The following is a 21,901-nucleotide window of genomic DNA, read 5'->3' as shown; positions in this document are numbered from 1 at the left end:
ACCACGATCAAGCCGGTTCTCACAATCCTGTCATTCCGACGATGCCCGGAGTGCCAACGCCGCTGCCAGAGGCCCGATGACCGCAAAGAACAAACTGAGCGCCACAAGCGCAAGGAACGGCGGCAGGAATGGCGCGGGATCCTCGACGGCGGCATAAACAGCCGATACGCCGAAGATCAGCACCGGAATGGTCAGTGGCAGCACCAGGATCGAGACGATCAGTCCGCCACGCGGCAATGCCACGGCCACAGCTGCACCCGCCGCCCCGATGAAGGTGATCGCTGGCGAACCGGCCAGCAGTGTCAGCACCAGCGCACCAATGGCAACTTCGTTCATGTTCATAAACAGGCTGAGCAACGGCGCGGCGATGATCAGCGGCAGCACCGCCGATACCCAGTGCGCTATGCATTTGACGATGACGATCAGGGTCAGCGGCGTCTCCTGCATCATCAGAAGATCGAGCGCACCATCCTCGCGCTCGGCCTGGAACAACCGATCAAGACCGAGAAGCGAGGCGAGCAGCGCACCGACCCAGAGGTTTGCCGGTCCGATGCGCGCCAGCAGATTGAGATCGGGCCCGACGCCGAAAGGGATGACGGCGACGACTGTCATGAAGAACAGCACGCCCGTCAGCATGCCGCCACCGGCGCGGAAACCGAGCTTCAGGTCGCGGAGGAAGAGGGCGATCATAATGAGAACCTCGGCGCCAGTAACTCACCCCCCTCTGTCCTGCCGGACAACTCCCCCTCAAGGGGGGAGATTAGCCGGTGAACGCTCACCGCCATCCAGTGACGACCGGCATGCTGAGCATGCGGCGAGCACTGGGAAATGACTGGCGTGCCGCTAGCCGATCTCCCCCCTTGAGGGGGAGATGTCCGGCAGGACAGAGGGGGGTCAATTCCAAACAAGGCTCGAGAAATCACAACGAACTCCCCGCATATTCAAACCCCTTCATCACCAGCGCTTGCGCCGCTTCCAGCCCGAGCGACTGGTGCGTCGCGGCAAGCACGATGCCGCCCTTCTGCCGATGCGTGCTCATCAAGCCGGCGAAGATCCGTTCCGATTGCGCATCGAGCGCTGCGGTCGGTTCATCGAGCAGCCAGATCGGCCGCCACGCGCAAAGCAACTTGGCCATCGCCATGCGGCGTTGCTGGCCGGCGGAAAGGTAGCCGAACGGCAGGTGCAGCAGACTGGCGAGCCCGAGCGCATCGGCGGCATCGTCGGGGCCAAGCCCCGTGCCGCCGGCAAAGTCGCCCATCAACCCTTTCCAGAAGACCAGGTTCTCCTCCACCGTCAGGTCGCGTTTCATCGCATTGCGATGACCGAGATAGTGGCAGGCTTCTGCGGGGCGCGGGATGGCCACGCCGGATTGCGCAACGACAATCTCGCCTTCGTCCTGTGGCAGCAACCCGGCGATCGTCCGAATCAGGGTCGATTTCCCCGAGCCGTTTTTGCCGGTGATTAGTAGCGCCTCACCTGCGGTTAGTGCAAACGACAGGCCGGAAAAAATCCGCTCGTCGCCCCTTGTCGCCGCGAGCTCGCGGACCGTCAAACGCACCATTCTCACCCCTCAGCGACACGCTTCGCCGCAATGCAAAAAAATCTCAATTTAGACCTTCGTCAGTATGGAACCTTGTTTAGAAATTATCTATAAGGTCCGCAATCGCGCCAGCAGCCGGCGTGAATATCATCCTAGCGCCGAACTTGGAATTGCAGGAAAGCAATTCCGCGTGCGGACAGCGGAAATGGCTGTACCCGCATCCCATAAGGCGCATTTGCGTCGGGCGTTCGCACGTCAGTTCATGCTGATCAGACGAAACGGGTCTACCCATGTCTCATTCTCTCGATAGTTTCAAATGCCGCTCCACGCTGACGGTGAACGGCAAGAACTATGTTTATTACAGTCTCCCCAAGGCAGAGGCCAATGGCCTCACGGGTGTTTCAAAACTTCCTTATTCGATGAAGGTTCTGCTCGAGAACCTGCTGCGCAATGAAGACGACCGTTCCGTTACCAAGGAAGACATCCAGGCCGTTGCCGAATGGCTGGTCAACAAGGGCAAGACCGAATACGAAATCGCCTATCGCCCGGCCCGCGTGCTGATGCAGGACTTCACCGGCGTTCCAGCCGTCGTCGACCTTGCCGCCATGCGTGATGCCATGGCCTCGCTCGGTGGCGATCCGGAAAAGATCAACCCGCTCGTTCCCGTCGATCTCGTCATCGACCACTCGGTCATCGTCGATGAATTCGGCACACGCACGGCGCTGTCGCGCAACGTCGAGCTCGAATATGAGCGCAATGGCGAACGCTACCGGTTCCTGAAGTGGGGCCAGCAGGCGTTTGAAAACTTCCGCGTCGTGCCTCCCGGCACCGGCATCTGTCATCAGGTCAACCTCGAATATCTCGGTCAGACCGTCTGGATCCGCGAAGAGGACGGCGAAACTGTTGCCTATCCCGACACCTGCGTTGGTACCGACAGCCATACCACGATGATCAACGGCCTTGGCGTGCTCGGCTGGGGCGTTGGCGGCATCGAAGCCGAAGCCGCCATGCTCGGCCAGCCCGTCTCCATGCTGCTGCCTGAAGTCATCGGCTTCAAGCTGACCGGCAAGGTCAAGGAAGGCGTGACTGCCACCGACCTCGTGCTGACCGTCGTGCAGATGCTGCGCAAGAAGGGCGTCGTGTCCAAGTTCGTCGAATTCTTCGGCCCCGGCCTTGATTCGATGTCGTTGGCCGACCGCGCCACCATCGGCAACATGGGTCCGGAATACGGCGCGACCTGCGGCTTCTTCCCGGTCGACGGCGAAACCATCAACTACCTCACCATGTCGGGCCGTGAAAACGACCGTATCGCGCTGGTCGAGGCCTATTCCAAGGCCCAGGGCATGTGGCGCGACGGCGATGGAGCCGATCTCGTTTTCACCGATACGCTCGAACTCGACCTTGGCGACGTCGTCCCATCGATGGCCGGCCCGAAGCGTCCGGAAGGCCGCATCGCGCTCGAAGGCATTGCACCGGGCTTTGCCGCAGCACTCGAAAACGACTACAAGAAGCCGGGCCAGCTGAACAACCGCTATGCGGTCGAAGGCACCGACTACGACCTCGGCCATGGCGATGTGGCAATTGCCGCCATCACCTCGTGCACCAACACCTCCAACCCGTCGGTGCTGATCGCAGCCGGCCTGCTTGCCCGCAACGCCGTCGCCAAGGGCCTGAAGTCCAAGCCCTGGGTCAAGACCTCGCTGGCACCAGGATCGCAGGTCGTTGCCGAATACCTGGAAAAGGCCGGCCTGCAGACGTCGCTTGATGCACTCGGCTTCAACCTCGTCGGTTTCGGCTGCACCACCTGCATCGGCAATTCCGGCCCGCTGCCCGCACCGATCTCCAAGACGATCAACGACAAGGGCCTGATTGCCGCCGGCGTTCTCTCCGGCAACCGCAACTTCGAAGGCCGCGTGTCTCCGGACGTACAGGCGAACTACCTCGCGTCGCCGCCGCTCGTCGTCGCCTACGCGCTGGCCGGTTCGGTACAGAAGGACCTGACCAAGGAGCCGATCGGCGAAGACCAGCAGGGCAACCCGGTCTACCTCAAGGACATCTGGCCTTCCTCCAAGGAAATCCAGGAATTCATCATGAAGTATGTGACGCGCGAACTTTACGCGTCGAAATACGCCGATGTGTTCAAGGGTGATGCCAACTGGCAGGCCGTGCAGGTTCCCGCCGGCAAGACCTATGCCTGGGACGACCAGTCGACCTATGTGCAGAACCCGCCCTACTTCGTCGGCATGGGCCTCAAGGCCGGCGCCGTCACGGATATCAAGGGCGCGCGCGTCCTCGGCCTGTTCGGCGACAAGATCACCACCGACCATATCTCGCCGGCCGGTTCGATCAAGGCCGCTTCGCCGGCAGGTGCCTACCTGCTCGACCATGGCGTGGCAGTGGCCGACTTCAACCAGTACGGCACGCGCCGCGGCAACCATGAAGTGATGATGCGCGGCACCTTCGCCAATATCCGCATCCGCAACCACATGCTCGGGCCGAACGGCAAGGAAGGTGGCTTCACGATCCACTATCCGTCCAAGGAAGAGATGTCGATCTACGACGCGGCGATGAAGTACAAGGAAGAAGGCGTTCCGCTCGTCATCTTCGCCGGCGTCGAATACGGCAACGGCTCGTCGCGCGACTGGGCTGCCAAGGGCACCAACCTGCTCGGCGTCCGCGCCGTCGTCGCCCAGTCCTTCGAGCGCATCCACCGCTCCAACCTCGTCGGCATGGGCATTGTGCCCTTCGTCTTCGAAGACGGTGCGAGCTGGGCTTCGCTCGGCCTCAAGGGCGATGAAGTGGTAACTATCGAAGGCCTGGCCGAGATCAAGCCGCGCCAGAAGACAGTTGCCAAGGTGACTTATGGCGATGGCTCGGTGAAGGAAATCCCGATCATCTGCCGCATCGATACGCTCGACGAGATCGACTACTACCACAATGGCGGCATCCTGCAGACGGTGCTGCGCGACCTCGCCTCCTGATCTTCAGGTAGCACGAATTGAAAAAGCCGCCGGGAGCAATCCCGGCGGCTTTTTTCATCAGGCGCCGAGATCGAAACGGCGGTTTCGATCTCGGCGCCGGTGAAATTTCTACAAAGCGGCAGATGCAATCGCCTGTATGGGCATCGCAGGCTGGAGGGCGGAGTGGATCATCGAACCACAACAGCCCTTGCTGAACCCTCCGGTGCGTGATCAGCTGGAATCACACGCAAAATGTCGTCAGAAGTTTCCGCAGCGCCCGGACCAGCCAGTGCCGCGGAGTTGATCAGGCCGTGACCGATCAATATTTGTGAAGCGCGCCGCAGCACAAGTCGTTTTTCAAATGATTCGCGTGCGCGTATCTTGCGGCCAAATAGTTGGAAAGTCGCCATGAACCTGCATCATCACCTGCCCCATCTGTCCGTCGCGTGGATGGCCTATTTCATCGCGGTGATCAGTCCCGGCCCGGCGGTCGTGGCGCTGATCAACGCCTCGATCTCCCGCGGGCGCAATGCCGGCATGGCTTTTGCGACCGGCGTGATGACCGGCTCGCTGTGCTGGGCCTGTCTTTCCGCCATCGGCCTTGCGGCGCTTTTGGCAGCCTATGCGGAATTCCTTATCGTGCTGAAAATCGCCGGCGGCCTCTACCTGCTCTATCTCGCCTGGAAATCCTTCAAGAGCGCGGCATCGGCCGATGCCGGGGCCTTCGGCAAGGCCAATGGCGCAGAAGAGTCGCTGCACCGCCTCTACTTCAAAGGGCTGGCGCTGCACCTGACCAATCCCAAGGCAGCCTTGGTCTGGATTTCGCTGGTGTCGCTGGGTTTGCCGGCCGGCGCGCCTGCTTCGCTGATCGCAGTCTACGTCGCGGGCTGCTTCGTCATCGGCATGTTGTCGCTCAACGCTTTCGCCCTGATGTTTTCGGCACCGCCCGTGGTCGCGGCCTATCGCAAGGCACGGCGCTACATCGAGGCGACGATGGGCGCCTTTTTCGCCTTTGCCGGCATCAAGATGTTGCTGGCCAAGGTGTAAAGCGTAGCCACCGCACACGATACAGCCCCCTCATCCGGCGCTTCGCGCCACCTTCTCCCCGCTGGGGAGAAGAGGAAGTTGGCCGCGCCGTCTCGGTCCTCCTCTCCCCTCGGGGAGAGGTCCGCCGAGCAACGCGGAGGCGGGGTGAGGGGGATTGCTTGACGCTCACTGTCCTCAACCAACCGGCCGTTTGTCAGCAATCTCGCGCAGCCCGAAGCCGCGCCGTCTCCATTACTACTTTGCTCAGGCGCCCTTGAGCGGCGAGATCGAAATTTCAACGCGACGATTGAGGGCGCGGCCATCGGGGGTGTCGTTCGAGGCGACCGGCTCGCTCGGGCCAAAACCGATCGCTGCCATGCGACGCGTGTCGATACCCTGTGCGCCGAGATAGTTCGCGACCGATACGGCGCGGCGCTGCGACAGATCCTGATTGTGCTGCAGGCTACCGGTCGAGTCGGTATGACCGGCAACGTCGACCAGCGTCTTGTTGAACTTGTTGAGCACCAGCGCGACGGAATTCAGCGTCCGGTAGAACTGCGGATTGACCGCATCCTGGTCGGTGGCGAAGGTGATGTTGGACGGCATGTTGAGAACGATCCGCTCTCCCCGCCGCGTCACGGATACACCCGTACCGCGAAGCTCCGCCCGCAGTTCTGCTTCCTGATCGTCCATGTAATTGCCGATCGCACCGCCTGCCAGCGCACCGATGCCCGCGCCGATCAGCGCTGCGTTGCGCTTGCCTACGCCCGGCTTGCCAACCGCGAGGCCTGCCAGCGCGCCCAGTCCGGCACCGATTACGGCACCGCTGGCCGTGTTCGTCACTTTCTTCTCACCCGTATAGGGATCTGTCGTAGTGCAGGACGTAAGGTAGGTCGCGCAAAGCGCAACGAGCATGATTTTCTTGATCACCGGTACTTCCCTTCATGATGTCTGCCGCGGCAAGAAAGAACAAATACGGCGATTTGAAGGGATTTTGGATAAGTGCAGGCGTAATGCGGAGGTTATCCCCTGCCGATTGGACAATTACTCCGCCGCGGCCTGCCCCTGCCCGAAGCGCTTTTCGATGTAGTCGATGACCAGCGCCTCGAACTCCTCGGCGATCTTCGGGCCGCGCAGCGTCAGCGCCTTCTTGCCATCGATGAAGACAGGAGCGGCAGGCGTTTCGCCGGTTCCAGGCAGCGAAATGCCGATATCGGCATGCTTGGATTCACCGGGGCCGTTGACGATGCAGCCCATCACGGCGACGTTGAGCGCTTCGACGCCCGGATACTTTTCGCGCCAGACAGGCATGTTCTTCCTGAGATCACGCTCGATGTTCTGCGCAAGTTCCTGAAACACCGTCGATGTGGTGCGGCCGCAGCCCGGACATGCGGCAACCACGGGCAAGAATTGGCGGAACCCCATCACTTGCAGCAATTCCTGCGCGACGATCACTTCGCGGGTGCGGTCGCCGTTCGGCTCCGGCGTCAGCGAAACGCGGATCGTGTCGCCAATGCCGTGCTGCAGCACATAGCCCATGGCGGCTGAAGAGGCGACGATGCCCTTCGAACCCATACCGGCCTCTGTAAGCCCCAGATGCAGCGCGTGATCGGAGCGGGCGGCAAGCATGGAATAGCAAGCGATCAGATCCTGCACCTGCGAAACCTTGGCCGACAAAACGATGCGGTTGCGCGGCAGGCCGATCTCTTCGGCCAGATCGGCGGACAGGAGTGCCGACTGCACGATCGCCTCTCGGGTCACTTCGCGGGCCGAAAGCGGAAAACCTTCCGCCTGGTTCTTGTCCATCAGGCTGGTCAGCAGTTCCTGGTCGAGCGAGCCCCAGTTGACGCCGATGCGCACGGGCTTGTTGTACCGGATGGCGGTCTCGACGATATCGGCGAACTGCTTGTCCTTCTTGTCCTTGAAGCCGACATTGCCGGGATTGATGCGATATTTGGCCAGCGCCTCGGCACAGGCCGGATGATCGGCAAGCAGCTTGTGGCCAATATAATGGAAATCACCGATCAACGGCACGTCCATGCCAAGCCTGAGCAGGCGCTCGCGGATTTTCGGCACGGCGGCCGCACTCTCGTCGCGGTCGACGGTGATGCGGACGATCTCCGACCCCGACCTGAAGAGGGCCGCGACCTGGGCCACCGTTGCATCGATATCGGCCGTGTCGGTGTTGGTCATCGACTGCACGACGACCGGCGCGCCGCCGCCGATGATCACGCCCCCGACATCGACAGCGACGGATGCCCGGCGTGGTTTCGGATCAAAATCGGCAAGCGATGACATGAGTGGCCTCACGGAAGCGGAATGTTATGTTTGAGGTGGCTAAGGGCGACAATAATGTCAACCTTGAGGCACGGAAATGACAATCAATTGATTATCAGGTGATTGATGAACTGGCTATCGCTCAGCCATGCTTTATCAGCGGGCGTACGATCAGCTCAGCCATCAAATGCAGATCCGACTCGATCTGGTCCCAGTCGGTCATCTTCTTCTTGATCCCATCGGCGCATGTGGCCAACAACCGTGCAAGATCGGCAGCCGTCGCACCATCCGGCAGCAAAAGTTGTTCCTGCGCAACGGCAGACGCAAGCGTCTTTTCCAGACTGCCGGCAAGAACCAGATTCCAGTCGTGCCCGACATCATCTGCCAGTTCATGCTTGATCTCGAAAAGCTCGGCACCGTGCGGCGATTGGGCAACCGCGCGCATCGGTATCACCAGAGCAGCGCTCAGCGCGTCCTTTATGCGCTCCACCAGCGGCCCGTCTTTCGCAAGCAGGAGATCCACTTCACGGAATGTATTGCCCACGAATGTCATCAAACCTTCGCGGTAGATATCCGCCTTGTTCTTGAACTCGAGATAGAGCGCCGGCCGCGAAATACCAGCCGCAGCGGCGATGTCACCCATCGTCGTTCGCCTGAAGCCATACGCCAGGAAGAGCTTGAAAGCGGAGTCAAGGATGACGGCCCGGCGCTCGCTTGTATCGAGATCTAGCATCGTTGACACTCTGACATTTATTGATATTTTGTCAAGGAACTGATTTGAGGAGACTCTGATGCAGCCCGCTGCCAATGGCAAGCTTCGCAGAATCTGGTCTCATCGACGACACCGTAAAGCTGGATCCATGGATCTGAAGCCAGCACTTCAAGCGCGAATGGATATGTGAGGACGTTATGGCCCATAGCCCCCTTAGCTCTGTTGAAAGCACCACCTATCACGCCATGCCAGACCCCGGCCATCTGCAAAAAGCTGCGTTCAAAGCATTTGCTGCCTCCCCGGCTATCGACAGTCTCGCGGGATGCGACAACGCTACCTCATTATGGCGCACCACCAGTTGCTCCCGAAACGCCTTCCTGCACGAGAGCTTGCTTGATGAGATGGCCGCATCCGGCAACACAGACCCCTTGACACTGCGGCGCAAGCTTATGGCTCCGTACCCGGTCGCTATGAAGCTGCTTGATGCCATCGCAGTCATGTCGGATTGGGGCACGCCTTTGCCTATGGGCAGGGCTCGAGGGCTGACCTTCATCCTCACCTCCGGCACCTGGATCGCCGAAGTGGCTGAGGTTTCCCTGCATGAAACCGGCATAAGAATCGAGAAATTCTTCTGCGCTGCAGACGCGGGATACGTCGCCGACCAGCGGAGCTATCGCACCCAAATGATTTCAGACATCGTGAAGGGGCTTTCCATCGCGACGGGCCGCGACATCGCATTTCCCGGCAGCGTGCTGGAACAAATTGGTCGCGCAGATCTTGGCAGCCAGCGCATATACCAATGCCCGGAAGTCGAGGTCGAATTGCTTTCCAATTCCAAACGGAGCGAAGACGACGCCGAGCAAGCGACACCGCAGGTGATCGCCGCCCTCGCCAATGCAGTCAGCGCGCTAACGGGCAAACGGCTGCACCGCGCACCGCTCTTCGAAGGCGTCAGTTTCGTCTGATGCTATTGCCCATGCTGCTATACTCGTTTCAACTGACGGTTGGCCTGATACGATAGGAGAGCGACATGACATTTCGGGCGGGCTCGCGGAGATGCCCGCTGTTGCAAAGTCGATACTCGGCGGTGGCACAAAAGACTGAGTAGTGGCCAATCCGGCGCGCTGAGCGCCTCACACATCCAGAGTCGAGACTTCCTTTGCCGAAGAAAGCGCGATCAGAGTCTCGGTCCGCATCAGGCCTTCGATGCCCTTGAGTTCCTGGGCCAAAAACTTCTCCAGCTCGCGGGTATTCTTGAGGCGAACCTTGAGCAGATAATTCCACGCACCCGTCACGTGGTGGCACTCCAGCACCGCACCGCTGGTGTTCACCTTCTCGAGAAACGCCACCTCCACATCGGGATCGTTCCAGCCGACGAAGACGAAGGCAAGAAGATCGAGCCCGACTTTCTCCGGGTTTACGACGGCATGGAAGCCGGAAATGATTCCATTGCGAACAAGGCGTTTGATGCGGTCATTGACGGTGGAAGGCGCCAGCTTGAGCTCTTGCCCGATTTCCGCCAACGACAGCCGGTCGTTCTTTTGAAGAAGGGCAAGCAGACTTCGATCCGTCTCGTCCAATATGCTCATTATGCAAGCTCCAAAATCAAGAAAAATAGCAATACCGAATTTCTAGAGCGAAAAACGTGCGGCCGAAAGTGCGATATTTCGCATCTTCGGCGGCATTCCGGCCGTAGAAGCTTTGCCGCATTCGAACGATCACAACAGCTTTTTTAAGATGATGGCGTATATTGATAAGGCTATCAACCGTCAGTCAACCGATTTTGATTTCGTCGTGATTGCTCGATAAACTATAGAAGCGATACGCAGCCAGCGCGTCGATCGCCGCTGTGCGGATCGGAACAGGATATCAATGCGACTTCACCCGTTTTTATCAGCTTCAGCCGGTGCATTGGCGGTTATCTTCTGCGCCTCGGTCAACGCCGGTGAGATTGCGCGCTCTCATCCTATCGGGGTTGTGGAGCTTTTTACCTCCCAGGGCTGCTCGTCCTGCCCCAAGGCTGACGCAGCGATTGCTGAGCTGGCCGATCATCCTGACATCGTAACCATCACCTACCATGTCGATTACTGGAATTATCTTGGCTGGTCTGACACGCTGGCGACCACGGAAAACACCGACCGTCAATATGCCTATGCCAAGACACTCGGCAACAGCAATGTCTACACCCCGCAGATCGTGCTGAACGGCTTGCAGGACATGCGCGGGGCGCCCCCGATCGAGATTCGTGCTGGTCTTGAGAAATTTGTTGGCAAGGGCCAGGGCGTCACCGTACCGATCAAAGCATCCCTGAGCCCGGACGAGCTGACGATCTCCATCGGCGCCGGATCCGGAAAGGCGGATGTGGTGATCGCCTACTTCAAGAAAGCGACCGTCGTCGATATCCAACGCGGCGAAAACACCGGCAAGCGCGTTACATATCGCAACGCCGTCACCAAATTGGAGACCGTAGGCATGTGGGACGGCAAGCCGCTGACGATCAAATTGCCGGCGGCGATGATTGGCAAGCGGGGTCAGGAAGGGTGTGCCATCCTGCTGCAATCACACGACAAGGACGGAAATCCGGGCCGCATCTACGGGGCAAGCGCTCTCTGAAGTGTCCCAAAACGGGCTTGCAATTCATCTGTCTTCAGGCAAACTGTCATCAATTCGTCATCGCAGACGGTTGTTTTCACCGCCTTCGATGCGGGATCGCCGATGAAGAGGTGCCATGACCGACTCGACCGAGCAGACCGGATCTTCCTCCCGGAAAGGGCAGGTCGTTATCGATCTCAAGGAATATCGCGACGCACGCGATCCGATGCCCACGACTTTTCATCGGCTCGAACTCAACCAGATCCTCCGCATTTATGGACGGATGGTTGGTGAAGGCGAATGGCGTGACTATGCCATCGATTTCTACAAGGATCGGGCGGTGTTTTCCGTTTTCAAGCGATCCGGTGACCTGCCGCTTTATCAGGTCGAAAAGAATCCGAAACTCGCCGCCAAGCAGGGCGCCTTTTCCATCCTCAACACCCAGGGCAAGATCTTGAAACGCGGCCATGAGTTGGCCCAGGTGTTGAAATTCTTCGACAAGGTCCATTTCCTGAAGGATTGACGATTTTCCGGCAAGCGCGTTTTTGCCCGGCCGCCCCCTTCCCCCGCAAGGCCACTTTGCGATACAGCATCGGCCATGACGACTTTTGCCATTTTGCTCGGCGGTGCGATGCGCCCTACCGACCGGCTGGTCCGGCAGCTCGACGGCGCGCGCTTCATCGCCGCCGACGGCGGGATGCGGCATGCCGAGACGCTGAATGTGCGGCCAGACCTCTGGGTCGGCGATTTTGATTCCGTGACGCCGGAGCTGGTTTCGCGCTATGCCGGCATCGAACGGGAAACCTACCCCGCCGAGAAAGCGCTGACGGACGGGGAGATTGCCATCGCGGCCGCAATCAGTCGGGGCGCGAGCAGACTTATCCTTGTCGGCGCGCTTGGCGGCGAGCGAACAGACCACGGAATGGCGCATTTCGTCCACGCAACCGCGCTCGCCGCGCAAGGCTGGAATGTCCAGCTGACATCCGGAGACGAGGAAGCCTACCCGCTGGTCGGCGGACAGATGACACTCAATCTGCCTGCCGGAAGTCTGTTTTCGATCATCGGCTTCGAGGACCTCACCGGCCTGACGATCGAAAACGCCCGCTATCCGCTGGAGAATTTCTTCCTTCCTTTCGGGTCGTCCCGAACCCTTTCCAATGTAGCCGAAGGCGCGATCACCATTCGTCTCGGCACCGGTCGCGCGATGGTTTTCGCCCGGCCCTACGACTTTTCCGGAGTATAGACTTGGCCCCGCCGATCCTGAAACTTGACGATATTTACCTGAGCTTCGGCGGAACGCCGTTGCTGGCCGGCGTCAGCCTGCAGATCGAACCGGGCGAACGCGTCTGCCTTGTCGGCCGCAACGGCTCAGGCAAGTCCACGCTCCTGAAAATGGCCGCGGGCCTTGCCGAACCCCAAAGCGGCGAAATCTTTCGCCATCCGGCAGCAACCGTCCGCTATCTCAATCAAGCGCCGGATTTCGAGGGTTACGCCACGGTCGAGGCCTATGCTGCTGCTGGGCTCGGGCCGTCGGACGATCCCTATCGCGTCACCTACCTTCTCGAACATCTCGGGCTGTCGGGCACGGAAGATCCCGCCAACCTTTCGGGCGGCGAGGCGCGTCGCGCAGCGCTTGCGCGCGTGATGGCGCCGGAACCCGATATCCTGCTGCTCGACGAACCGACCAACCATCTCGACCTGCCGACCATCGAATGGTTGGAAGGCGAATTGATGAAGACCAAGAGCGCCCTGATCCTGATTTCCCACGATCGGCGTTTCCTCGAAAAGGTTTCCACTGCCACCATCTGGCTCGACCGCGGCACGGCCCGTCGGCTCGACCGAGGTTTTGGCCATTTCGAAGCCTGGCGTGACAAGGTGCTGGAGGAGGAAGAACTCGAACAGCACAAGCTCGGCAAGGCGATCGAACGCGAGGAGCACTGGCTGCGCTATGGCGTCACCGCCCGCCGCAAGCGCAATATGCGGCGCCTCGGCGAGCTGCAGGATATGCGTCAGAAGCATCGCGGTCATCGCGGCGCACTCGGTTCTGTGCAGGCAACATCAGCCGATTCCCGCGAGTCCGGCAAACTGGTCATCGAGGCCGACAAGATTACCAAGAGCTATGACGACCGCACCATCGTCGCGCCATTTTCTATTCGCGTGCATCGGGGCGACCGTATCGGCCTTGTCGGCCCCAACGGCGCGGGCAAGACGACGCTGCTCAAGATGCTGACCGGCCAGATCGAGCCTGACAGCGGCACTGTCAAGCTCGGAACCAATCTCGACATAGCCACGCTGGACCAGAAGCGCGAAGATCTCGATCTCAACGACACCCTGGCGCACTATCTGACCGACGGCCGCGGCGACAATCTCTTGGTCAATGGCGTGCAACGGCATGTGACCGGCTACATGAAGGAGTTTTTGTTCCAGCCGGAGCAGGCCAGGACACCGATCCGCGAACTCTCCGGCGGCGAGCGCGCCCGCCTGATGCTGGCGCGGATACTGGCCCGCAGTTCGAACCTGCTGATCCTCGACGAGCCGACCAACGATCTGGATATCGAGACGCTGGACCTGCTGCAGGAAGTCGTGGCCGGGTTCCAGGGCACCGTAATCCTTGTCAGCCACGATCGTGACTTTCTCGACCGCACCGTCACCTCGACGATCGCACCCGCCAATCCCGAAGCACCGGACGGCCAGTGGATCGAATATGCCGGCGGCTATAGCGACATGCTGATACAGCGCAAAAGCATCGCCGACGAAAAGAAGAAGGCCGAACGGGAAAGGCCGTCAGCGAAAACCGAAGCTGCACCGGCTTCCGACGCGGGCAAGCTGAAGGGCAAGCTCTCCTACAAGCAGAAATTCGCCATCGAGAACCTGCCCAAGCAGATGCAGGCCAAGGAGAGCGAGATCGCCGGGTTTGAGAAGAAGATGGCCGATCCGCAGTTCTTCAGTCGCGATCCGGATGGATTTTCAAAGATCGCCGCCCAGCTGGAGGCTGCGCGTAATGCGCTGCATGCCATGGAGGAAGAATGGCTGGAACTCGAAATGCTGCGCGAGGAACTGGAAGGCTAGGCACGAGCATGTTCGCGTGAAATAGTCCGGTCACCGGGGACCGGGCGACAGTTGGGAGATTCCGAATGCAGTCCGCCGGCGGCACGCCGCCGTTTCCCCGGGAACCACGAAGACATGCTGCAGGATTTTTCGGGTTCAAGCGAAAAACCCTTGGCGAAACACCTCCACTTTTGTATGGAGATAGCCAACGGTCCCGTAGCTCAGCAGGATAGAGCACCAGATTCCTAATCTGGGGGTCGCGCGTTCGAATCGCGCCGGGATCACCATTTTTCGTAATTCTCGTCCGTAGGCCGCCGTTGGAAAATTCCGATACTGGTTATCGGATTGCGACCTTGATGCCCGGTTGACGAAGGGCAAGGCGGTCATCTCTGCCTTACATGCGATCCTTGGCTCATCCACCGTTTCACCTGCCACCGCACGAACCACGATAACTTCCGCATCCGCGGCGAAAAGGAGGAAGGAACGACGACACCTTCCGACATGATGGTGCTCGCCGAAATCGGAACACCGAGAAGGAGACAATGCCCTATCAAAGACGCTATTGCAGGAGGATGTAGCCAGCGCTAGACTCATGCACACCAAGAGTTAGCAGCCCGTAAATTGGCCTGGTCTGGCTCGGCGACCTACAGGATGGTGGCGGCCACCAAGCCCTTGGTGGATGAGCGGAATGCTGGACGAGGGCCAGCGCATGGACGATGCCCACCTCATTATTGGTCAGCAATCATGCCCGAAACGCTTTCGACAGACACCGATCACGACCGGATGCCAACCGAACAGGACCTGGGTCGGCTGCAATTCACAACGCTGCTCTACTACCTGCAATGCACGAACCCGGACAATGGCCTTGTTCGCGACAAGACCGAGCCGAACACGCCCGCCAGCATCGCGGCAACCGGCATGGCACTGGCGACCATTCCGGTCGCTGTCTCGCGCGGCGTGATTATCCGGGAGTTTGCCGCAAAGATTACCCGTCACCGCTTGAGCTACCTGATGGCCTGTCCCCAGGGCCCCGAGCCGCATGCCTCTGGCTACAAAGGCTTTTTCTACCATTTCCTGGACATCGAAACGGGACGCCGGGTTTGGGATTGCGAGTTATCTACTATCGATTCCGCCTATCTGTTTGCGGGGGCTTTGACAGTTGCGACCTACTTCAACCAGGACACTGCAGAGGAGGCAGAAATTCGCCGGCTTGCAATGGCGCTCTACGAGCGAGCGGACTGGAACTGGGCCTGCAACGGCGGGGCAACGCTGACGCATGGCTGGCGCCCCGAGAGCGGCTTTATTCCTTATCGATGGCGCGGCTACGACGAAGGCTTGCTGCTCTATGTCATTGGTCTTGGATCCCCGACACACCCACTGCCGCCCGAGAGCTTCGAGGCCTATACGGAAAGCTACGATTGGCGAAATATCTATGGTCGAGAGCTGCTCTATTCGGGGCCGTTGTTTACCCACCAGCTCTCGCATATGTGGCTCGATTTTCGCGGCATTCGCGACGCCTTCATGCGGCAGCACGACAGCGATTATTTCGAGAACAGCAGGCACGCGACCTATGTGCAGCAGGAATACGCGATTCGCAATCCGATGGGCTATGCGGGCTACGGAGAGTATTGCTGGGGATTCACAGCATGCGATGGTCCGGGTTCCGTCAAACGCAACATCAATGGCATGGAGCAGCAGTTTTTCGATTACGTTGCCCGGGGCGCTCCCTTTGGACCGGACGATGGGACGGTCTGCCCGTGGGTCGTCATCGGCTCACTGCCCTTCGCACCGGAGATTGTTGTACCCACGGTCCGGACTTTCGCGCGCATGGATCTCGGCATGACACGGCTTTATGGCTTCAAACCATCATTCAACCAGACATACGCGGTGGAAGACAGCCCGACTGGATGGTGGGTAAGCCCCTATCACTTCGGCATCGACCAGGCACCGGTCGTGCTGATGATTGAAAACCATCGAACGGGCCTGCTGTGGGACATCATGAAGCAATGCCGGCCCATCGTCACCGGATTGCGCCGTGCAGGTTTCACCGGCGGCTGGCTTTGAATTGCATCCGATCGAGATCCATGCTGCAACTCGCATTCGCTGGGTTTCCGGCACCCGTGGATCCGGCATAGGCTTCGAAAAGGTGGCTGATGGTTGTGCTCGCTGACCCAAGACCGCGCTGCTTGCTTGGTATTTCTCGCAACAACCGTACCGTTTAAACCCGTTGTATGTTCCGAGAATTATATGTTACGCTTCCCTCATATAGCTGGGATGCTGCTGGGACGCATATACAACCAGCGCGTTGTTGGAATGATCAACGATCGCGCAAAAGCCGGATCCCGAGGCTTGGATATACTGCTGCTGATGCCGCCTGGAACACTCTGCTGACTTTGGGCAATGATCCATGTGACGATGATTACCGAGCGCTCCGGTCGAAGCCATTGGATCGTCCTTTGGAGCTGAAGAACGCTAAATGCTGGGTCCAGCATTCCTAGTGCATCTGAACCATCTTGCGAACGACATTAAATCCGCGACCAACCCCCACAACCGATAGTCGTGGAGTGAGCCTATTAACAGCCAGTTTGGGAGGACACGATGCCAAACAAGACCACACGTATCGATCAGTTTCTGCTCATACACTCGGCACGTGCCGATAATTGGCGCGAGATCACAACGCTGGCCGATGCCTGGGCGAACAAGCGCGGCGAGAGGGCGGCACTTGAGGCGGCGATCGCTGCGGTGGAGCCGGCAGAGGAGTACCACGCCTATCCGGGTGGCCGATTGCTCTCGGCGCTGGCGGAACGCATTGCCACCAACGATGCGGGCGGAGCGGCAAAACTCGCGCGGCGCATTTCCAATGGGCTGCTCACCCATGCCTATCGCGGACGCCCGAACGAGTGGGACGTCCATGAAGAGATGCCGGCGACCGAAGTGCCCGATATATTGCCCCCCGGAACCGGTGAACCGGGTGGCCGCCGCCCCTATTTTGAAGTTCTGTTCGTCAACAGCCAGCCTGCCGCACGTTGGGCCGCGTTCGCTGCGGAGATCCGAAGGCTACGCCGGGCTGAGGATTCCTTCATCTACGAACCCATCTTGGTGGGATCCTTCGAGGACGCGATATGCGCCACGGCAATGAACCCCGATATCGTTTCCGTAGTGCTTGCCGAAGGCTTTCCCTACCGCTCGCGCCATGAAGCGCCAGTGCTGCGCTCCGTGCTTGACCCGCTTGGGGAATCCGAGGGACCCGACATGTCGGCGCTTCGCCTTGCACGCGCCTTGAAGCGGATCCGGCCGGAACTCGACGTCTACCTGCTCTCCGACCATCAGGTGGAGGATATTGCCGGCGACCCGGCAGCGGACGCGGTGCGGCGCGTCTTCTACGCGGTTGAGGAACCGCTCGAGATGCACCTCGCCATCCTTGAAGGCGTCCAGGCGCGCTACGAAACGCCATTCTTCGACAATCTGAAGAAATATGCGCGGCGGCCGATCGGCACATTTCATGCCCTGCCCATTGCCCGCGGCAAGTCGGTCTTCAAGTCGGACTGGATCCGCGACATGGGCGAATTCTACGGCCTTAACCTCTTCCTGGCGGAAAGCAGTGCGACGACGGGTGGCCTCGACAGCCTGCTGGAGCCTACAGGCAACATCAAGCGTTCGCAGGAAATGGCCGCACGCGCCTTCGGCGCCGACCACGTCTTTTTCGTGACGAACGGCACATCCACGTCCAACAAGATGGCTGTGCAGGCGCTGCTGGCGCCCGGCGACATCGCGGTCGTCGATCGCAACTGCCACAAGTCGCACCACTACGGCATGGTGCTGACGGGCGCGCAGCCCTATTACGTCGAAGCGTTCCCGATGACGGAGTATTCGATGTACGGCGCCGTGCCGCTCGCCACCATCAAGCGCGCGCTGCTGGCACTGAGGGCGGAAGGGCGGCTCGGCCGGCTGAGGCTGCTGGACCTGACCAACTGCACCTTCGACGGGCACATGTACAATGTCAGGCGCGTCATGGAGGAATGCCTCGCCATCAAGCCGGACCTCATCTTCCTGTGGGACGAGGCGTGGTCCGGATTTGCCCGGTTCTCGCCATTCCTGCGCCCGCGCACGGCCATGGGCGCCGCAGCCGATTTGGAGGAATGGCTGCGGGATCCCAGGTCGGTCAAGGCCTATGAGAAGCAACGCGCGGACCTCGGCGACGATCCTTCGGACGACGCGCTGCTTGCCGCTCGGCTGATCCCCGACCCGCGTGCGGTGCGCCTTCGCGTCTACCAGACCAACTCGACACACAAGTCGATGTCGGCGATCCGGCAGGGTTCGATGTTGCTCGTCAAGGACGTGGACTTTCACACGGTCGAGGCGCAGTTCCACGAGGCCGTCTTCACGCACGCCTCGACCAGCCCGAACCAGCAGCTGATTGCCAGCCTCGACGTTGCGCGACGGCAGATGGAACTCGATGGCTATGGGCTGGTGATGAATGCGATCGAGATCGCACTCAAGATCCGTCATGCGGTCAACGAGCATGAGACGATCTCCAAATACTTCCGCGTGCTTGGTGCCGATGAGATGATACCCGCCGAGTATCGGCAGTCTGGCTTCAAGGACTATCTGGCGCCTGGCTCGACCTGGACCACAGCACTCAAGGCAATGCAGGAAGACGAATTCTACCTTGATCCCACGCGCATGACGCTGGTCTGCGGAACCGCCGGTTTCGACGGCACGCAATTCAAGGGGCTGCTGGCCAATGAGTACGATATCCAGCTAAACAAGACGTCGCGCAACAGCGTGTTGCTGCAGTCGAATATCAACAATACGCGCAGCGATGTCGCGCATCTGATCCGAGTCTTGGTCGAGATATGCCATGGCATCGAGAAGCGCCTGGCCGATGGCGGGGAGGAAGAGCGTGCGGCATTCGCAGCACGGGTAAAGTCGCTGATGACCGATGTGCCCGACCTTCCCAACTTCAGCCATTTCCACGAAATCTACCGCGGCGACGCAGGGCGCATGACGCCCGAAGGCGACATCCGTACCGCATTCTTCCACGCATATGACGCCTCGGTGTGCGAATACGTTCCGCTTAACGGCGCCGAGTGCGACCGGCGCCTGCGGGACGGGCCGGAGATGGTCTCAGCCAATTTCGTCATTCCCTATCCTCCGGGCTTCCCGATCATGGTGCCCGGGCAGGTGCTGACGCAGGAGACGATCGACTTCATGCGCAAGCTGGATGTGAAGGAGATCCACGGCTACGAGAAAGCGCGGGGACTGAAGTTGGTCAAACCCGACGCGGTTGCCGCCAAGGCCAAGCGATGACCGGCAACACGGGGAGCGCCCGGGATGCCCCACCGCGCGATTGCCTGGTTTGAGCATCGGCGCCGGGGTGATCCGGCGCGCCCAAGGGCGAAGCGCCTGCCAAAAGGTCTGCTTGCGACCTGTCGCGTGCTGCCTTGAAACGAAGTCAACGATGGATTTCCAGCGTCTGACCCGATTCTCGCAGCTGTTTTAGCGTCTTGCCCAGGCAGGATCCCTCACCCGTTCCGCCCATGGCATTGGCAACGCCATCGATGGAGATGGTCCCTCCAAGCCGATCCGGCGTGATGTAGGTTGCCGTGCCGTCCGGCCTGAGGCGACTTAGGTAATACACATGAACGATGTCCTTGTATTCGCACTGAATGGCCAATGGAAAATCGTCGATGTTCGCCGCAGCCAACCCTCTCCCACCCATTGAAACGCCAAAAATCAGGACGCTGACAAATGCGCCCGCAACAATCCTGATTGCTGCCCGCGCAAAATCCGGCGTGGTCTGCGAATATGCCTGAGGTCGTTTCATGAGGCGCACTCCGTTTCCAGTGGGTGAAAGGTCGCGGCCACATCGACACATGGCTGCAGGGAAGCACCGGCACCGCGGAGCGAGCCCCGTCCGATCGGTCCACGCCTTGCCGACAACAGCGCGCTTTGGCCTGGTCGATCTCACGAACTTGCTACCGGGGCATGCTGGATAGGCATTCATGTGCTTGCCTTGATGCCAGAGGAAGATGCGGCTGCAAACACTATCCACGCAACATGCCCTGCAATCAATCCGATTGGCCAAGCGTTTTGCCCCTCAGATCATCTTCTCCGCTGGCGCTCGAATTCTACGGACGATAGGTTCGCGTTCCTGCGTCGCACCGAAGGCCGCTGGCGGTTGCGACGCCTGGCGTATTCCGAAGGTTGACCCCGATCTCGCGCGCGACCAACCTCCGGAGGGAAACAAAGTCGAGGTTAGACGAGATACCTGCGGTCTCTCAATCTATTCTGGCTTTTGCCATCGGTTCGTAGCAAATATCAGCGCGTGAAAATATATCCTATGCCGCGATACTTTCCAGAACAAAGCCAGCTTTAAACTCGTCGCGACAAGAATATATCCACCAAATTTCTTTCAAATACTCAGAATTGTATTCTATTGGCGCATTCGAAGCAGGGATAGTTCCAAATGTGGTTGCAATTTAATCAGGTAACTACCAAATCTTCACACTTGGTTAACTGCAGCTAAATCGTAATTTTTAGCTAATATAAAGTACTATTCCGTATATTTTACGTATTTTAGCAACAAAAATGATGCCTGAAGCAATTCAGGTGCATATACGTGACAATGAATAGACTTTAACAATTTCTTTACTTTATCAAACTTGTGGTGCAAGGCTTCCGTCGAAGGGATCGTCCGAGAGGGGCGTTTCTACCTTTTATTAATTACGGTCTACGCGAAGTCGAGCATTTTACTTCGTCGGCGAAGCTTTGCCGACGCCGCAGCTCTGCGTCTTCCGTTGTGTAACGTGTACTCAGGGAGAGTTTTATGGCTAATCCGACAGGAACAGATTTTGAGAAAACCATCAATGAAGATGGGGCTTATACATTCACGTCAAGCGATTTTGGTTGGAGCGATGCAGATTCCTGGTTCGGGGACACGTTTGGTGGCGTCAAGATTACCACGCTGCCGGCGTCCGGCACACTGACGCTTAACGGGACAGCCGTTGAATCGGGCGATAAAATTGCCGCCAGCGATATCCCCAATCTCGTCTGGACACCGGTCGCCAATGCGAACGGAGACGTTTCTTTCGATTTTCAAGTCTATTCGAAATGGTTCGGTTTTGACGGAGGAACGGATCAGTCCCCTAATACGGCGACTTTACATGTTGCTGCTGCCAACGACGCACCGGTTCTGACGCTATCCTCTCCACACCTCACATCGATCAATGAAGATGCTGTCGACAATGCCGGTCAGACGATTGCCAGTGTGCTTGGGGACAGTGTCGCCGATGTCGATACCGGCGCGGTCGAAGGCATCGCCATCACCGGCCTCACCAGCGGCAACGGAACATGGCAGTACCAGCTGGCCGGCAGCGCCGACTGGGTAAATGTCGGATCGGTAAGCGGCACAGGGGCACTGTTGCTGGGTGCCGCCGACAGCATCCGCTTTGTGCCGAACGGTGAGAATGGAACGGATGCTTCGTTCACCTATCATGCCTGGGACCAGACCAGCGGTGTGCATGGCACGCTTGCCGACACGACCACCAACGGTACCACATCGGCATTCTCCAGTGGCTCAGATACGGCAACAATCGCTGTATCAGAGGTCAACGATCCTGCGAAGATCGAGGTGTTGGAAGGTTCGGACACCTCGGTGACCGAAGACAGCGATGTCACCGCCGGCAACCTGGTCGCCACGGGCTCGATCTCTGTCGATGACGTGGACGGCGCCGACACCGCGAC

At 59.4% G+C, this 21,901-nt stretch carries 19 protein-coding genes and 1 tRNA gene; 12 read left to right on the top strand and 8 right to left on the bottom strand.

Annotated elements, in window-relative coordinates; translation table 11 throughout:
* Positions 1-30: 30 nt before the first annotated feature.
* Complete coding sequence (gene ccmB, locus JJB09_RS22400) at positions 31-690, bottom strand: heme exporter protein CcmB (RefSeq protein WP_201663313.1); 660 nt, start codon at positions 688-690, stop codon at positions 31-33.
* A gap of 229 nt (positions 691-919) precedes the next feature.
* Positions 920-1,558: a heme ABC exporter ATP-binding protein CcmA gene (gene ccmA, locus JJB09_RS22395; RefSeq protein WP_425523765.1), complete on the bottom strand. Its 639-nt coding sequence runs from the start codon at positions 1,556-1,558 to the stop codon at positions 920-922.
* A gap of 272 nt (positions 1,559-1,830) precedes the next feature.
* Here ccmA and acnA point away from each other — a divergent pair, with 272 nt between their 5' ends.
* A complete protein-coding gene (gene acnA, locus JJB09_RS22390; protein ID WP_201663311.1) occupies positions 1,831-4,521 on the top strand; it encodes an aconitate hydratase AcnA in 2,691 nt (896 codons plus the stop codon).
* A gap of 167 nt (positions 4,522-4,688) precedes the next feature.
* Here acnA and JJB09_RS22385 read toward each other — a convergent pair whose 3' ends face one another.
* Positions 4,689-4,910, bottom strand: a complete 222-nt coding sequence (locus tag JJB09_RS22385; RefSeq protein WP_201663310.1) for a hypothetical protein — start codon at positions 4,908-4,910, stop codon at positions 4,689-4,691.
* On the opposite strand from JJB09_RS22385, the gene JJB09_RS22380 reads away from it, so the two are divergent.
* Positions 4,909-5,547 (top strand): LysE family translocator, encoded by a 639-nt coding sequence (locus tag JJB09_RS22380; protein WP_201663309.1) that lies wholly within the window; start codon positions 4,909-4,911, stop codon positions 5,545-5,547. The two genes, JJB09_RS22385 and JJB09_RS22380, sit on opposite strands and share 2 nt — an antisense overlap.
* A 243-nt stretch (positions 5,548-5,790) precedes the next feature.
* On the opposite strand, the gene JJB09_RS22375 is transcribed toward JJB09_RS22380, so the two are convergent.
* From JJB09_RS22375 to JJB09_RS22365, 3 genes are all read right to left on the bottom strand, one after another.
* The gene (locus JJB09_RS22375; RefSeq protein ID WP_201663308.1) at positions 5,791-6,456 is read right to left on the bottom strand and encodes a YiaD family glycine zipper/OmpA-like lipoprotein; all 666 of its coding nucleotides are present in this window, start codon (positions 6,454-6,456) and stop codon (positions 5,791-5,793) included.
* Positions 6,457-6,570: 114 nt separating this feature from the next.
* The gene (ispG, locus tag JJB09_RS22370; protein ID WP_201663307.1) at positions 6,571-7,824 is read right to left on the bottom strand and encodes a flavodoxin-dependent (E)-4-hydroxy-3-methylbut-2-enyl-diphosphate synthase; all 1,254 of its coding nucleotides are present in this window, start codon (positions 7,822-7,824) and stop codon (positions 6,571-6,573) included.
* 121 nt (positions 7,825-7,945) lie between these two features.
* Positions 7,946-8,536 (bottom strand): TetR/AcrR family transcriptional regulator, encoded by a 591-nt coding sequence (locus tag JJB09_RS22365; protein ID WP_201663306.1) that lies wholly within the window; start codon positions 8,534-8,536, stop codon positions 7,946-7,948.
* 176 nt (positions 8,537-8,712) lie between these two features.
* Here JJB09_RS22365 and JJB09_RS22360 point away from each other — a divergent pair, with 176 nt between their 5' ends.
* The gene (locus JJB09_RS22360; protein WP_201663305.1) at positions 8,713-9,480 is read left to right on the top strand and encodes a hypothetical protein; all 768 of its coding nucleotides are present in this window, start codon (positions 8,713-8,715) and stop codon (positions 9,478-9,480) included.
* Positions 9,481-9,648: 168 nt separating this feature from the next.
* On the opposite strand, the gene JJB09_RS22355 is transcribed toward JJB09_RS22360, so the two are convergent.
* Positions 9,649-10,104: an Lrp/AsnC family transcriptional regulator gene (locus JJB09_RS22355; protein WP_201663304.1), complete on the bottom strand. Its 456-nt coding sequence runs from the start codon at positions 10,102-10,104 to the stop codon at positions 9,649-9,651.
* 322 nt (positions 10,105-10,426) lie between these two features.
* Between JJB09_RS22355 and JJB09_RS22350 the strand changes: the two genes are divergently transcribed.
* From JJB09_RS22350 to JJB09_RS22315, 8 genes are all read left to right on the top strand, one after another.
* Positions 10,427-11,128, top strand: coding sequence for a DUF1223 domain-containing protein (locus JJB09_RS22350; protein ID WP_246748892.1), 702 nt, complete (start codon positions 10,427-10,429; stop codon positions 11,126-11,128).
* A gap of 115 nt (positions 11,129-11,243) precedes the next feature.
* Positions 11,244-11,630: a DUF2794 domain-containing protein gene (locus tag JJB09_RS22345; RefSeq protein WP_201663302.1), complete on the top strand. Its 387-nt coding sequence runs from the start codon at positions 11,244-11,246 to the stop codon at positions 11,628-11,630.
* Between the two features lie 75 nt (positions 11,631-11,705).
* Positions 11,706-12,350: a thiamine diphosphokinase gene (locus JJB09_RS22340; protein WP_201663301.1), complete on the top strand. Its 645-nt coding sequence runs from the start codon at positions 11,706-11,708 to the stop codon at positions 12,348-12,350.
* A 2-nt stretch (positions 12,351-12,352) separates the two neighbouring features.
* Positions 12,353-14,176, top strand: coding sequence for an ABC-F family ATP-binding cassette domain-containing protein (locus JJB09_RS22335; RefSeq protein WP_201663300.1), 1,824 nt, complete (start codon positions 12,353-12,355; stop codon positions 14,174-14,176).
* A gap of 189 nt (positions 14,177-14,365) precedes the next feature.
* Positions 14,366-14,442, top strand: a tRNA-Arg gene (locus tag JJB09_RS22330).
* Between the two features lie 127 nt (positions 14,443-14,569).
* Positions 14,570-14,743, top strand: coding sequence for a phosphoketolase family protein (locus JJB09_RS26775; RefSeq protein WP_343229075.1), 174 nt, complete (start codon positions 14,570-14,572; stop codon positions 14,741-14,743).
* A gap of 156 nt (positions 14,744-14,899) precedes the next feature.
* A complete protein-coding gene (locus JJB09_RS22320; RefSeq protein ID WP_201663299.1) occupies positions 14,900-16,219 on the top strand; it encodes a glucoamylase family protein in 1,320 nt (439 codons plus the stop codon).
* A gap of 534 nt (positions 16,220-16,753) precedes the next feature.
* Entirely contained in the window at positions 16,754-19,465 is a 2,712-nt protein-coding gene (locus JJB09_RS22315; protein ID WP_201663298.1) for a decarboxylase, read from the top strand.
* Positions 19,466-19,610: 145 nt separating this feature from the next.
* Here the strand turns inward: JJB09_RS22315 and JJB09_RS22310 are convergent, their stop codons facing one another.
* The gene (locus JJB09_RS22310; RefSeq protein ID WP_201663297.1) at positions 19,611-19,982 is read right to left on the bottom strand and encodes a hypothetical protein; all 372 of its coding nucleotides are present in this window, start codon (positions 19,980-19,982) and stop codon (positions 19,611-19,613) included.
* 1,002 nt (positions 19,983-20,984) lie between these two features.
* Between JJB09_RS22310 and JJB09_RS22305 the strand changes: the two genes are divergently transcribed.
* On the top strand, positions 20,985-21,901 hold a 917-nt coding region (locus tag JJB09_RS22305; RefSeq protein WP_201663296.1), incomplete at its 3' end, for a hypothetical protein.

The organism is Phytoamicus setariae (assembly GCF_016722925.1).
Taxonomy (GTDB): Bacteria; Pseudomonadota; Alphaproteobacteria; order Rhizobiales; family Rhizobiaceae; genus Rhizobium_E; species Rhizobium_E setariae.
The sequence above is the reverse complement of the archived record's forward strand: the minus strand, read 5'-3'. Positions and strand labels throughout refer to the sequence as shown.